The organism is Pseudomonas sp. FH1 (assembly GCF_000510895.2).
GTDB lineage: Bacteria > Pseudomonadota > Gammaproteobacteria > Pseudomonadales > Pseudomonadaceae > Aquipseudomonas > Aquipseudomonas azotoformans_A.
The window spans coordinates 1-14,468 of the sequence record NZ_AOHM01000059.1 but is presented as its reverse complement, the minus strand read 5'-3'; the positions used below and the strand labels follow the sequence as shown (position 1 = coordinate 14,468).

The window sequence follows — 14,468 nt, the reverse complement described above, 5'->3', positions numbered from 1 at the left end:
GATCGTAAATTCATGGAAAAAAATCAATTGATCTCCCCCCGACCGCGTCGCGCGCCCTAATGTGAAATGAAAGCTCACTTAGCTGTAAATTGAGTCTTGATGCATGGGCGAAAATCAAAGACTTCTGCCACTCAGGGCTCTAAAACGAACATGATTAGCTCCTTGGCAAGCAAGAAAAGCCTACAGTGTTAATGCACCGGATATCAAAATTGAAAATTAATAAAAGCCCCAGCTCTTCATCGTCTTTTGTTATCGCCTGGAAGACTTAAACCTTCTCGCCAAGCGTAAAATTACGAAATTGTAATTATTAACTCACCTTGCCGTTAGCTTCGTAATCCTAGACTAGTAACCAACAAAGGATGCTATCAAGGCAGACCTAGTGAATATCGAGGCTTCAATGAAATTCGTAAAATACTTCTCTATTGGCAGCCTGCTAATTGGGCTTACAGGTTTCGCGTTTGCTGAAGATGGTTTCGAGCGAACTAAGCAGTTCAAGGAAAACTTCCGAGCCGAACAGGCTCGCTTGTGGGGCCCTGACTCCTCGGAGCAAGGTAAACAGAAAGTTGCTCAAGAAAAGCAGGAAGAGCGTCAGGATCGTCAGGAGCAAGCCGACAACTAATAGGCGGTTAGATGTAAAATGACGATTCGTATCGACGAAAAGCCAGATTAATATCTGGCTTTTTCTTACATTTAGTGTTAGCTATTCCAGCGGTGATAGACGGAACTACTCAGATACAGAGATTATCTCTAAGACTTATTGTTCTTTTAAATCTGAAATAACGTCACGCTTTGAGTATGTCCTTCATCGGATGATCATTTTCGATTAGAGCCCGCTACGCCATCTGCTGCAAAATCTTCACTATCTTGGCCCAGTATTCTCCCAACGACAAAGAAGCAGTAGGCTTGCGTTCGTTTCGGTAACTCTTACGCAACCTAGGCCTGTAGGCAGATCAGCATTGCTGTCGCGCAAACGCCTGGAAAGATAGAAAAAGCTGTTGCGAGGCCACTCATCAGGATCTTTGATGTTTTCGGACATTCCCCTACTATAAAACTCAGAAGAATACGAACGACGGCCAGGATAGATCAGGGCACCCGATTGAGCCGACTGTGCTTTGAACCAGGCGTCAACCACATCTCGCTGGTTTTGAGGGCGTTCGTCTAGTACTCCAGCGTAAATGATACCTGCGCCCACAATTGGCAGCAGGAAAGCGCTCGCTGCAGCAGCCCGGCTGGTATAAAGGCCGACTTCACTGATTCGCCCTGCAAGAAGCAGCGCCCAGGCGGGTAGAGCCGGGAGCAGATAGGTCCAGAGAATGTTGCCAGAGAACGTGAAGAAGAGAGGCGTGGCCAATGCCCAGAGCCACATATAAGCCTCGAAACGCCGCATCGATGCTCTTCTGCGAATCATTAGAGGCAGGAAAAATGCCCAAGGCAACAGCGACAGACCGAGCTGGATCCAGATGGTGCCATATGGCTTGGCATGTGCACTGCCATATAGGTCCCCAGCCCAATCACTAATTACATATCGGCTCCAGTGTTCACCAACAAAAAAATATTCCATGAACCCAGGCGTCTTTATTTCGGCCGCGACATACCAAGGCACAGAAATACCGAGCATGAGAATAATCCCGGTTACCCACGGAAGCATCATCATCCGATTCCATTCTTTGTGGATGACGATCCAGGCGAACGCCGGCATGCCCATCAACACCAGTGTCAGTGGTCCCTTAGCGAGTAAGCCCAAGCCAAGACCTAAGAACATCAGATAGGCATCCGCTTTGCCTGCACACTTCATCCAACGCCAAAAACCATAGCTAGCAAGCAGTATCGAGAACGACAGAACAGGGTCAGTCAGTACAACACCACTGGATACCAGGCCCAGTGTCGTGCTTGAGAAGATGATGGCTCCCCAGATGCCAGCCCTGCGCGACATCTCCTGGGTCGCGAGCTTAATGATGATAAAGCAGCTTGCTAGGTGAAGTAGCCAAGCTGGAAATCGGGCAGCGAATTCGTTGATACCGAATAACTTCATGCTCGCTGCCTGAGTCCAGAAAGACAGTGGCGGCTTACCCCAAAACGGTACTCCATAATCGAACATTGGGGTAATCCAGTCATTCAGTTCGACCATCTTGCGTGCCATTTCGGCATAGCGTGCTTCGGACGTATCCATCAGGGGATATGCTCCCAGCCCCAGAAGACGTAAAAGCAGAATCGAGATTAGGATCCACAGCAGTGTCCGCTCGTTTTTCAAGTTCAGCATTTCTTACTCTCGATCGAGGAAACCGGAGGGTGAATAGTCACGGGGGTTGCTTTGTTATTGCTCTTCAAAAAATAAAGCGGTCGGCGTTTGACTTCCGCGAGCGTCACACCCAAGTACTCGCCCACCATGGCAACCCCCAAGCACATAAATGAAGCCATTCCGAGCAGCAAGTGATGGATGTCGAAGGAGCCTGCCACGAGCGCTGCGAGCAGGAAACAGATACTGGAGACGAAGAAGCCGAAGCTAATGAGGCTGAATATACGCAGCGGCTTTCGAGAGAAACTGAGAACACTTTCAATGGCTAGATTGAACAGCCCAGCGGCGTTCCATTTGGTATTACCCGCATGACGAAAAGTGCGATTGTAGGGTAGCTCTATGGTACGAAAACCCACCCAGCCGATCAGGCTCTTAAGAATTCTGGAGCGTTCGTCTAGCGCTCTCAATGCAGCCAATGGCGCAGGGCCAATCAGACGGAAGTCACTGACATCCGCCGGGAGATCAACTTTCTCCACCAGTCGCTGCATGATCCAGTAGTAACTGCGCGCACTCATGCGCTTTAGCAAGGAATCGCCGGTTCGCAAGTCGCGTTGCATGTTCACAACGTCGTAACCCATCTGCCAGTGGTGCACCATGCTCGTAATGAGTTCAGGCGGGTCCTGCAGGTCCACGTCAATAAAGATCAATGCGCTACCGCGCGCGTGGTCGATGCCTGCACTTAACGCAGCCTCTTTGCCGAAGTTTCGGCTCAGGAACAGGCAGCGTACATCAGATCCATCCTGATAGTGGCGAAGTAAGTCTGCAGTACGGTCATTGCTTCCGTCGTCGATATAAAGAATCTCGCACGAGACAGGCAAACACCTTACGACGCGGGTGATGCGCTTGTGAAATTCGGGAATGGTTTGCTCTTCTTGAAAGCAGGGCACCACAATGGTTAACAAAGGATCAGGGCGTTCGGAAAGCCGATGTAATGTCTGCATGATTGAATGTCCAGAAACGGTGTGCGATGAATCCGAGCGCAGTTAGGATTAACGTCACCAATATCTGGGATATAAACGGTGACAGGTCAATTTTAATTAAGACCCACATGCCCATTCCATTACCGAGGTTTGTCGCCAACGAAATCAGCAAAAACCTAATGGGTTGAAGCTTACAATCTCCCTTCGCTATAAAGCAGAGCCTTTTATTACCAACATAGCTAACAAACGCGCCTAAGACGCCTCCGCTAACGCTGGCCAACACTGGATCAGCAAACCCGCTCGCGACCAGTGCAAGGAAAACAGAGTAATGCATTCCCGTTGCAATAGATCCGACCCCTAGATAACGAATAAATAACGCTACAATAGGCAAGTTTTTATTTTCCATCTGCGAAGCTTAAGGAGTTCAAAGTGAAAAAAAGTGAAAATTACATGTGATTTCAGAGCTGAATAACTTCAACATGACTCGAAAATTACAATTTTGAAAAAAACAGATAATCCATATCACAAGTATAGATACCCCACATTACCCTGCTGCGAGTTGAATGGGTGACCACATAGTAAGTTTGTCTATCGCAGAGATTAGTTAGTGCAGAGAGACTGGAATCACAATTGTACGCTTCTAGGATTTCCCACATACCACAAGCTTCCAATTTACTCCACAGGTCGAAGTCTTAGAAATACACTGCCCCAATCATTCGGCCTCGCCAATTTTAGCCGTCTTAATATCAAAATATTCAAAAGGTTAAGTACCAAAAGCTCACTCTGAGCAAGCTGCGATCAGGTTAATCTAGGGAAAGTTACTATTGCTTAGCCATCAGGAGGGTCAACCAGATGTTATGAACTCGATCGTTCTGAATGCAGGTGTTCCAACCAAGTATATTAGCTATAACGTATTAAGGCTTGAGGGCGAGTAGCACCGTCGGTGCAACAATTTTTGCCTAGTACCACTCCAGGCGCCTTAAAAAACGCCAGGCATTGCCTGGCGCTTATTAAATGCCTAGCCATTCAAAAAATTCAGCTTTTGTTATTCGGGCATTGCGAGAATACAGAATAGCGAATCGTCTTGAGTTCACCCTGGGGGTCTTCGTAGCTCATCAATCGTGAATAAATCTGGCAAGTACGAGGGTCCTGGGATTGACGTACGAATTTCTCTACATCAATCTTCATGCCGTATTTATAGTCGACAATCTCTGGCATAGGCTTGTTATTTTTTTTCGCGTAGGCAGCCACGGCACTTTGGTGCTCCTGGATGTATTCCATCTGCTTCTTCTCCGAAAAAGTAGTGGCTTGCGAAGTCATAGAGCAAAAAACAAGTGCAGCTGCAACAATAAGCTTTTTCATAAGTTTCTCTCGATATCAATGTCACTGGATGCAACCTTATCAATTCATAGGCATCACCGGCATGACGGAAAACTTACAATTTTGAAAGGTGAAATATCGACCCTATAAAAACGAAAAAGCCCACAACTGTTGTTGTGGGCTTTTGTTTATCGGCTATCAGCTTTCTGCTTCATCGCCGTCATCATCCTTGCGATGTGCCCATTGATACAGAGCAGGCAACACCAGCAAGGTAAGTGCGGTGGAGGACAAGATACCGCCGATCACGACTGTAGCCAGCGGCCGCTGAACCTCTGCACCGGTACCGGTTGCCAGTGCCATAGGTATGAATCCCAGGGATGCAACAAGGGCAGTCATCAGCACTGGCCGTAATCGAGTCAATGCGCCTTCATCAACTGCGTGACGTAGGGTACGCCCTTCCTCACGTAGTCCGCGGATAAAGGAAATCATTACCAAACCGTTCAACACAGCTACACCGGAAAGCGCAATGAATCCGACCCCTGCCGAGATCGACAGCGGGATATCCCGCAGCCAAAGCGCGACTACGCCACCCGTGAGTGCGAATGGGATCCCGGTGAAGACCAGCATGCCATCCTTGAGGTTGTTGAACATCAAGAACAACAACGTCATGACCAACAGCAAAGCTACCGGAACAACTACCTGCAGACGTTTGGCTGCTGACTGCAGTTGCTCGAACTGACCACCCCACGTGGTCCAGTAGCCAGCGGGAATCTCCACGCCGGTTGCCAGAGCACTGCTCGCTTCTTCAACAAACGAACCAAGGTCACGCCCCCGAACGTTTGCGCTGACCACAACAACACGCTTACCGTTCTCTCGGCTTATCTGGTTCGGACCTAGCTGCAGATCCAGGCTAGCCACTTGGGACAGCGGAATGAAGCCGATTTGATTCGCCCCTTGTGCCGCATTCGGCGGCACGGGAATCAGCAAGCCGGACAACCCCGCTACATCTGTACGCAGTGTTTCAGATAGACGTACCACCATATCGAAGCGGCGATCGCCCTCATAAAGCGTGCCGGCCTGACGACCACCTACTGCGATTGCAATCGCATCTTGCACTGCGCCGATGTTCAGGCTGTAACGTGCTGCCTTCTCCCGATCAATATTGATGGTAAGTACAGGCAGGCCTGTAGTCTGCTCTACCTTCACCTCCGAAGACCCCTGGACACCCTTTAATGCAGTGGCTATCTTCGCTGCTGTTCGATTTAGAACGTCCATGTCATCGCCGAACACCTTGACGGCCACGTCACTGCGGACACCCGAAATGAGTTCGTTGAAGCGCAGTTGAATAGGTTGGGACAACTCATAGTTGCTGCCAGGCACACTTGCTGCAGCTTTCTGAACTTCAGCAATTAGCTCTTCACGCGATCGATTGGGATCTGGCCACTGGTCTTTCGGCTTCAGCATCACGTAAGCGTCTGAGATATTCGGCGGCATTGGATCGGAAGCAATTTCCGCTGTGCCGGTACGGGCAAACATTCGCTCGACCTCAGGCACCTGCTCAATGACGGCTTTTTCCAAGCGCTGCTGCATGTCTACGGACTGAGTCAAGCTAGTCCCCGGTACTCGTAAAGCCTGCAGCGCAAAATCCCCTTCACTCAGACTCGGAATGAACTCACTGCCCATTCGGCTCGCGAGCACACCACTTAGAACGACCAAGGCTATGGCGGCGGAAAATGCGATGCTTCTATGCTTAAGCACCCACTGCAGAACGGGAGCGTAACGCTGCCGTGCAATACGCATCACCATCCCCTCTTCTTCCTTGACCTTGCCTGTGACGAACATGGCAATTGCCGCAGGAACAAAGGTTACGGAGAGAATCATCGCGCCGACAAGTGCCATCACCACGGTAAATGCCATGGGGTGGAACATTTTTCCTTCGACACCGGTGAGTGCAAAGATCGGCAAATACACAACCATGATAATCAGCTGACCGAAGATCAAGGGGCGGCGAGCTTCCCGTGCAGCTGCAAAAACCTCGTGAAAGCGCTCGGCTTTGGTGAGCATCCGCCCATGCTTGTTTTGTGCATGAGCCAGGCGCCTGATTGCGTTCTCGACAATCACTACCGCCCCATCAACAATGATGCCAAAGTCGAGTGCGCCAAGGCTCATCAAGTTGGCACTGACCTTGTTGTTGAACATGCCTGTAAACGTGAACAACATGGACAACGGGATCACCATGGCAGTGATCAGTGCCGCACGGATGTTACCGAGGAACAGGAACAAGATAACGATTACAAGAATCGCCCCTTCAATCAGGTTCTTCTTCACTGTCGATATGGCTTTTTCAACCAAATTGGTACGGTCGTAGACGGTAACGGCAACAACGCCCTTGGGTAGGGTACGGTTAATGTCAGCCAGTTTGGCTGCAACAGCTTGAGATACTGTCCGGCTGTTTTCGCCGATCAGCATGAACACCGTACCCAATACAACCTCTCGACCGTTCTCAGTAGCAGCTCCAGAGCGGAGCTCTTTCCCGATGCTGACTTCAGCGACATTGCTGACTCGAATCGGCACGCCATCGACACTGGTAATCACAATATTGGCGATATCTTCGATACTGCCTACCTGGCCGGGTGCGCGGATGAGCAACTGCTCACCGCTGCGCTCGACGTAACCGGCGCCAACGTTGGCGTTGTTGCTTTCCAAGGCAGCGACCAGATCATTAAGAGTCAGCTTGTAAGTGGCCAGACGTTTCGGATCCGGAGCAATCAGGTACTGCTTGGCATAGCCACCAATGGTGTTGATCTCGGCCACACCCCGGACGTTGCGCAATTGTGGCTTGATTATCCAATCCTGGATCACGCGCAAATCAGTTGGTGTATAGGCCGTACCATCCTCTTTGACAGCGCCTTTCTCAGTCTCGACAGTCCACAGGAAGATCTCGCCGAGACCCGTTGATACAGGCCCCATCACTGCGTCTACGCCATCCGGCAACTGCTCCTTCGCTACCTGCAGTCGCTCGTTGACCTGTTGCCTAGCGAAGAAGATGTCGGTGCCGTCTTCAAAAATGACGGTGACCTGAGATAGTCCAGAGCGAGAAAGGGAACGAGTCTGCTGAAGGCCCGGCAAGCCAGCCATTGCCGTTTCAACTGGAAAGGTAATTCGCTGTTCGGTTTCCAACGGAGAGTAACCAGGAGCAGCAGTGTTGACCTGAACCTGTACGTTGGTAATATCTGGTACTGCATCAATAGGCAGCTTTTGATAGCTGTAGACACCGATACCGGCCATGATCAGCACGGCTATCATTACAACGATGCGCTGCTCAATGGCGAATCTTATGAGACGTTCAAACATGTGGAATGATCCTGTCAGTTCGCATCAGTGACTGTGCTCGGCACTAGCCTTGCCGAGCTCGGACTTGAGCGTGAAGCTGCCACTGGCTGCCACTTGGGCGCCGGATTGGAGGCCTTCGGTTATTTCCACATAGCCACCTGCACGGCGACCAAGCGTTACCGTGCGAGTGTCAAATCCCTCAGTGGTCCTGACGAATACCGCAGGCTTTTCCTCAACGGTCTGCACTGCGGATTCTGGAACGGCTACGGCCACCCGATCAGTCTGTGAAGTGACCGCGATGCTTACGAAAAGGCCTGGTCGCCAGGCTCCATTTGGATTGGTCAGCGTGACGCGAACGGTCGCTGCACGGTTCTGCTCACCCAGGAGGCTGCCTACATAACCAACCTTGCCGTCCACCTCAGCCTTCATGTCAGGCGAAGAAACCTTTACCGCACGGCCTGTCACAACCTTCCCCAAATCGCTCGGAGGAACTGCGAAGGTTGCCCACACCTGATTGAGGTCTGAAAGAATGAAAGCGTTGGTTGCCTCGCTGACAACCTCACCGACGGTCAGGTGCTTCTCCACGACAACTGCGTCGAAGGGCGCGCGAAGCTCGTAGCGGTTACCGCCGGCAGAATTGACCGATGCCCCGATAGCTCCGACCTTTTGCTTAGCATTGGCCAAGGATATATCTGCCTCTTGCAACCCTTGACGAGCCTGGAGGTAATCCTGTTCGGCGGAGATTTTGTCCTGCCACAACTGTTTCTCGCGGTCGAAGGTCAAACGTGCCAGTTCTACACGTCGTTGAGCGGCTTGTTGCTCACTGCGTAGATCGGAGATCTGTTGACTCGCAATCACCGCAAGGACTTGCCCCTTCTTAACCGACTCTCCGAGGTTGGCCTGAACGCTTTCTACAACGCCAGGTACGCGAGGCACGACATGCGCTGTATGGTCCTCGTCAAACCGTATCTCGCCAGGAAAAGTCACGACGGTGCTAAGTTCACGGGGAGCCGCAGCTTCGAGGACGACACCGGCAGCCTTGATCTGCTCAGCGCTAAGCGTCATCTTGCCTTCTTCCTCCTCTCCCTTTTCGCTGTCGCTGTGGCCCTCCTCACCGTGGCCATCATCCCCCCCCTCTTCAGCGGGTGCTGCGGCAATCTTCTTATGCTCATGGCCGTCCTCAGCGCCGTGTTCGGCATTACTGGCTGGCGGCTGCTCAGAACTAGAGTTCCAGGCGAAGCTGCCAAATCCAAGGGCTGCCACAGCGACTACCGCCAGTGCGATCTTACGTTTGTTGTCCATTGTTACTCCTGCTGATCGTAGGTAGCGGCTTATTCAAAGACGCGTACCGAGGAAAATGTCTAGGCGTTCAGCGAAAACTGGCATTCGATCCGACGTCGCCATAAACCCTTTCCACCTGCGCACGCGCATTGGTTGCAGCCGCCAACGAGTCGAGGTACTGGCCACGAGCGACTATCAAGGTGCGCTGCGCATCCAGCACTTCGATGAAGCCGAATTTGCCCATCTCAAATCCACGCGTTGCGGTATCCACGGCCAGTTGAGCTGAAGGCAGAATCGTCTTGTCGTAAGACTCGACCTCTTGCATGGCGGTAGCCCACTGGTTAACTGCGGTTTGGGTTTCGGAGCGTAGCCTTAGCTCTACAGCGTTTCGTTGGTCTCGGGCCTGATCTGCGCGGCGAGAAGCGGAAAGAATGTTGCCCTGATTACGATCAAAGAGCGGCAAAGGCATCGACAGCCCCACGAGGTTGACCCGCTCGCGAACAGACCGGTCATATTGGCTACCCACACTCACAGTGAGATTCGGGATACGTTGGGCCTTTTCCGACCCGAGTGAGGCATCGCTCTTGTCTATTTGAGCAAGCGCCTGTCGCATCTCTGCAGTTTGATCAAGCTTCGCCAATAATTCTGCGGCCTGCGGCGGAATGCCGGGAGATAGGTTTGGCGAGTCCAGACGATCAAATGCAGTAGCCGAGCTGCCTATTACCTGGGCCAATTGCTGGTAAGCCGTTGACTTCGCTGTTTCAGCGCGCCTTACCTGTAACTTGGCTTCAGCCAACTGCACCTGGGCGCGCGTAGCCTCCACCGGTGAGGACTTACCGGCGCGCACCCGACCATCGACTATGCGCAGACCGCGTTCGGTGAGCTCCAAAGATTGTTTTGCCAGGTTCAAGCCTGTCTGAGCCCTTAAGGCGGCGTAGAAAAACTGGACAACATCCGCACGAAGACCATTGACTCGTCGGTCCAGCTCTAGCTGCGCGACGGTTTGACCGTAGGTGGCAACTTCGATACGAGCACTTCGTTTGCCACCCAACTCTAAAGGCTGACTAAGGGTGACTGTGGTCGTGCTTGTATTACGACGGGTGTCTTCCACGTCATACGAAATTTCAGGATTAGGGATGAGTCCCGCTTGCTTGCGAACTCCTTCCGAGATGCCGATTTCCTGACGCGCAGCTGCAAGATCGGGGTTAGCATCCATTGCAGTGGAAAGCGCTTCGGCCAGGCTAATACTCTGAGCAAATGCGGCTGGCACGATCGCTCCTGAAAGGAGCGTACAGAATGCAATGGCTCTCAAGGGAAAGACAAAGACAGAGGTTTTAGATAAAACGTTGTGATTATACCAGGGCACTTTATGGTCCTCGTGCACAAACTTTGATAAAGCTTGGCGAGAACGTATTTACAGCCGCCAAGCTCCACTGGATCAGGTGATGGCACTCTAATCAGCGATCGCTATCAGTGGGGTGGCTGTAAAATTACAATTTCGTTAGAAAGTACGTTCGACATTAAAATTTCCCGCCCAGTTGCGCACGGGACAAGCTATTGAGTAAATCAGTCCGCAGCTACAAAACGTCCTTAAATACGACAGATAACAATTAGATTGCCAAATTGTAATTTTTCTATCACCAATCCGTTATCTTTGATCTGCAACTATCATGTCAGGTCCTACGCAGGTGCCCGGCCGGGCCACAAAAAAAATATAGCCGTGTCGGTAAATCAAAATAAAAGCTGCCGTAATCAAAGGGGCATCAAATGAAAATTAAAGTACCGTTGTGTGTGTTGGCAGCTTCTGCTTTTTCCATAAGCTATACAGCTATAGCAAACGCGGAAGATAAGTCATCAGAAGGTTTTATTGACGGTAGCAGCCTCACTGTTTTAAACCGAAACTTCTATTTCAATCGTGATAATCGCAGCTCTTCTGCGCCAACGTTCAATAGCGGCAAGGGAAACACCAACGGATATTCTGAAGCTTGGGCGCATGCGATAATTTCTAAATTCAACTCGGGCTTCACCCAAGGCACCGTCGGCTTTGGTTTAGATGCCTTCGCTATGATCGGCCTCAAGCTCGATACAGGCGATGGCCGTAACGGCGGCCGAAGCTCCTTCGATGTGTTGCCAGTTGATGGAAAGGGCCAGGCCCGTGATGAATACACGAAGGTTGGGGGGGCTGCCAAAGTCCGCCTGTTCGATACCGTAGTGAAATTGGGTGATGTCTTCCCAGCGATACCAGTCGTTGCATCAGGAGACGCACGTCTACTGCCAGAAAGCTTCCGCGGTGTAACGGTTGAAAACACCAGCATGCAAGGCCTCACCCTGCAGGGTGGTAGACTACACGCGATGAGCCAACCACTATCCAGCGACCTGAACGATAACTTCGTGACCTTCTATGGCGGCCCAGTCAACTCGCCTTGGATCGGTTACGGTGGCGGCGATTACAAGGTCAACGACAGTGTTACTGTAAGTCTCTATGCCAGCCAGCTAAAAGATGTATGGAATCAATACTACGCCGGGACAAGCGTCTCCTACCCGCTTAGCAATGATTTGACCCTGATCAGCGGCTTTAATTACTATAAAGCTGTTGACGAAGGCAAGAAACGTTTGGGTGAGTTCGATAATAATATCTGGAGCGCCAAGCTCGGCGTCAGGTATGGTGCACACACCCTCGCACTGTCGCATCAGCGTAACAATGGCGATGACGATTTCGACTATTTACGTCAATCAGACTCGATATTCGTCGACAACTCAATTCAGTACAGCGATTTCAACTCGCCAAAAGAACGCTCTTGGATGCTGCGCTACGACCTAAACATGACCGACTACGGTATTCCAGGCCTTTCGTTCATGACTCGCTATGCCAAAGGCTCTGGCGCGGACTACTCTAATGCCAATCAGTTTTACATGCGTACCGATGACAATGGCAATCCGCTCACCAATCAGAAACGTTGGGAGCGTGACATTGAGGTTAAATACGTAGTGCAAACAGGAGCTGCCAAAGACCTTTCTTTGAGATTGCGCCAAGCAAATACACGAGCAACTGCTTTCGAATCGGATTTGGATGAAGTGCGCCTGATCGTTGAATACCCACTTTCGGTACTATAAGCCATTGCGTTGCTCTGCTACTCCTCCAGCCGGAACTTCTGAAAAGCAAATCGCTAGTTCAACGAATTCACCTTGAGTTGCTTAAATGCTCCTTTGGTAAAAGGTGAATATTTTACGCCCTTCGGGGCGTTTTTTTTTTACTAAAATTCCAATACCTGTTCAAGGATGTGCATGGCATCCCGATGGAGTTCATGGCTGCACCAGTGGCCCACGTCCTCAACGTGAGAGTCGACCCCATCATCTGAACGGAACAGAGCGCCCACGACAAATAGAACAACCCAATATTTCATAAGGTAAATTCACCTAATGGGGGAGGGTCCGCAATTGACAAACCCAGATGGCGACACATTAACCTGCGAGGTTATCAAGCGTATTGCTTAACAATTACAAGTTCGTTATTTAAGCCACGGACAGTTAGTTTTGATTTACCATTCCCCCCAATGATGACTGCGCACTTGCGTGGTTAAAACTGCTGAGTAATATCGAGACAAAATCCAATGCGAATTCTGGTAATTGAGGATGAAGTAAAAACTGCTGAATATGTACGCCAGGGCCTCACTGAGTGCGGATATGTAGTGGATTGCGTACATACCGGCTCTGACGGGCTATTTCTGGCCAAGCAGCACATGTACGAACTCATTATTCTAGATATCAATCTTCCAGAGATGGATGGTTGGCAAGTTCTAGAACTATTACGACGGAAAGATTGCTCTTCGCGTATTATGATGCTCACTGCCCGCAGCCGACTAATCGATAAAGTCAGAGGTTTGGAGAATGGAGCTGATGACTACCTAATTAAACCCTTCGAATTCCCCGAATTGCTTGCTCGAGTTCGCGCATTGATGCGTAGGTCGGATAGTGCTGCATCTGTAGAAATTATTCGCGTAGCTGACCTTGAGTTGGATCAAAGCCGCCACAGAGCGTTCAGAGATGGTCAGCGTATAGACTTAACAACAAAGGAGTTTGCTCTGCTGCACTATCTAATGCGGAATACGGGCATTGTTCTGAGCCGCACACAAATCATATCTCAAGTGTGGGATATGAATTTTGACTGCGACACTAATGTCGTTGAGGTTTCCATAAGAAGACTTAGAGCCAAGATGGACGACCCTTTTGAGAGTAAGTTAATTCACACACTTAGAGGCGTGGGATATGTTCTAGAAAAACGCTAGATTTACATTATTAAAAATAATGAACGTGCGAATAATATTTGATGCTTTCAAATAATGCCCCGTTCAAAATCCTTGGTAGCAATATAAAGCGCTCAAATTCAGACTATTAAAAGTGTTCGTTCAGGAGGGTGTTTTTAGCAGAGCAGTCAGGAAAGCCTTAAATTTTAATATGTCGCCAAATTCATGCTCCCAAGTGGCGCTCCGCAGATTCACTACTTTGAGATTGACATCATCGAAATGGCGCCGCCATAGGGCAATTACTTGTCGAATACTGCAGAGAAAATCTTACTGCCGCCTTGTTGTTGGTCTTGTAAAGACCTGTAAGCCTTCAGCCACTTCCCGGCCTCCCGCTCAGCTCTTGTTCTCTCGAACAGCATCTGGGTCTGAGACTCAAGTGCTAACTCAAAGCGCTTCTTAAGATCAATGTTTTCTTGTTTTATCTCTTCAATTTTTTTTGGCAGCCTCACCACGTTGAGGCAATTTTCTTTTTCCATTTTTTAAAACTATATCCCTCACTTAATAATATTTAGTATTTGATCAAGCTATGAGGGATCGAGACCTACCAGTCTCGTCGTCTACGGCGGACAACGTGAATTCTACCTTGGCTTTGCGCTGCATTTCTAAATTTTTATGATTACGGGGCACGTTGTTTACCAGCCTCTCAAAAGCATCGCTTATAATATCAAGCTCGTCAATAGAGCGTTTTCGAAAATTAGTCATTGATATTAAATTGCCGCCTATTCCGACTAATTACCCAAAGACAAAATCCTTATAGTTTTTCGCCTGTTCAGCCTGTTTACGGATAACAGCGAATGAAGATTCACTCTTAGGCATATCCGAAGTCAAGAAATTCGAATATTCTGAATATCGATATTTCCAGAATGATAAATGGCTTCTGTTAATAATAAAAAATTGACATCCTAAACATACGCTAAGCTGCTGAGTTTTATAATTAGGTGCTCTACCTATCGGGGCCTTCTTCCGCTGAATCGCCCCGGGTTTCCTAGACACTCTCCAGGCTCGCTGCGTAAC

At 49.8% G+C, this 14,468-nt stretch carries 11 protein-coding genes; 3 read left to right on the top strand and 8 right to left on the bottom strand.

Annotation, left to right across the window (positions count from 1 at the left end; translation table 11 throughout):
* Positions 1-397: 397 nt before the first annotated feature.
* Positions 398-619: a hypothetical protein gene (locus tag H096_RS19840; protein ID WP_026136731.1), complete on the top strand. Its 222-nt coding sequence runs from the start codon at positions 398-400 to the stop codon at positions 617-619.
* Positions 620-859: 240 nt separating this feature from the next.
* Here the strand turns inward: H096_RS19840 and H096_RS19835 are convergent, their stop codons facing one another.
* The 7 genes from H096_RS19835 to H096_RS19810 form a co-directional block, all read right to left on the bottom strand.
* Positions 860-2,260: a glycosyltransferase family 39 protein gene (locus H096_RS19835; RefSeq protein WP_017736207.1), complete on the bottom strand. Its 1,401-nt coding sequence runs from the start codon at positions 2,258-2,260 to the stop codon at positions 860-862.
* Positions 2,254-3,237 (bottom strand): glycosyltransferase family 2 protein, encoded by a 984-nt coding sequence (locus H096_RS19830; RefSeq protein WP_026136730.1) that lies wholly within the window; start codon positions 3,235-3,237, stop codon positions 2,254-2,256. The genes H096_RS19835 and H096_RS19830 overlap by 7 nt, the downstream gene beginning before the upstream one ends.
* Complete coding sequence (locus H096_RS33415; protein WP_081609224.1) at positions 3,203-3,622, bottom strand: GtrA family protein; 420 nt, start codon at positions 3,620-3,622, stop codon at positions 3,203-3,205. Before H096_RS33415 ends, H096_RS19830 begins: the two co-directional genes overlap by 35 nt.
* Positions 3,623-4,251: 629 nt before the next feature.
* A complete protein-coding gene (locus tag H096_RS19825; RefSeq protein WP_017736204.1) occupies positions 4,252-4,578 on the bottom strand; it encodes a DUF2790 domain-containing protein in 327 nt (108 codons plus the stop codon).
* A 156-nt stretch (positions 4,579-4,734) separates the two neighbouring features.
* A complete protein-coding gene (locus tag H096_RS19820) occupies positions 4,735-7,890 on the bottom strand; it encodes a CusA/CzcA family heavy metal efflux RND transporter (RefSeq protein ID WP_017736203.1) in 3,156 nt (1,051 codons plus the stop codon).
* A 24-nt stretch (positions 7,891-7,914) separates the two neighbouring features.
* The gene (locus H096_RS19815; RefSeq protein WP_017736202.1) at positions 7,915-9,171 is read right to left on the bottom strand and encodes an efflux RND transporter periplasmic adaptor subunit; all 1,257 of its coding nucleotides are present in this window, start codon (positions 9,169-9,171) and stop codon (positions 7,915-7,917) included.
* 67 nt (positions 9,172-9,238) lie between these two features.
* The gene (locus H096_RS19810) at positions 9,239-10,462 is read right to left on the bottom strand and encodes a TolC family protein (RefSeq protein ID WP_218175546.1); all 1,224 of its coding nucleotides are present in this window, start codon (positions 10,460-10,462) and stop codon (positions 9,239-9,241) included.
* 455 nt (positions 10,463-10,917) lie between these two features.
* Between H096_RS19810 and H096_RS19805 the strand changes: the two genes are divergently transcribed.
* Both H096_RS19805 and H096_RS19800 read left to right on the top strand, forming a co-directional pair.
* A complete protein-coding gene (locus tag H096_RS19805; protein WP_033901104.1) occupies positions 10,918-12,264 on the top strand; it encodes an OprD family porin in 1,347 nt (448 codons plus the stop codon).
* Between the two features lie 497 nt (positions 12,265-12,761).
* Positions 12,762-13,436: a heavy metal response regulator transcription factor gene (locus H096_RS19800; RefSeq protein WP_017736199.1), complete on the top strand. Its 675-nt coding sequence runs from the start codon at positions 12,762-12,764 to the stop codon at positions 13,434-13,436.
* Between the two features lie 257 nt (positions 13,437-13,693).
* On the opposite strand, the gene H096_RS19795 is transcribed toward H096_RS19800, so the two are convergent.
* Entirely contained in the window at positions 13,694-13,930 is a 237-nt protein-coding gene (locus H096_RS19795; RefSeq protein WP_017736198.1) for a hypothetical protein, read from the bottom strand.
* Between the last annotated feature and the right edge of the window lie 538 nt (positions 13,931-14,468).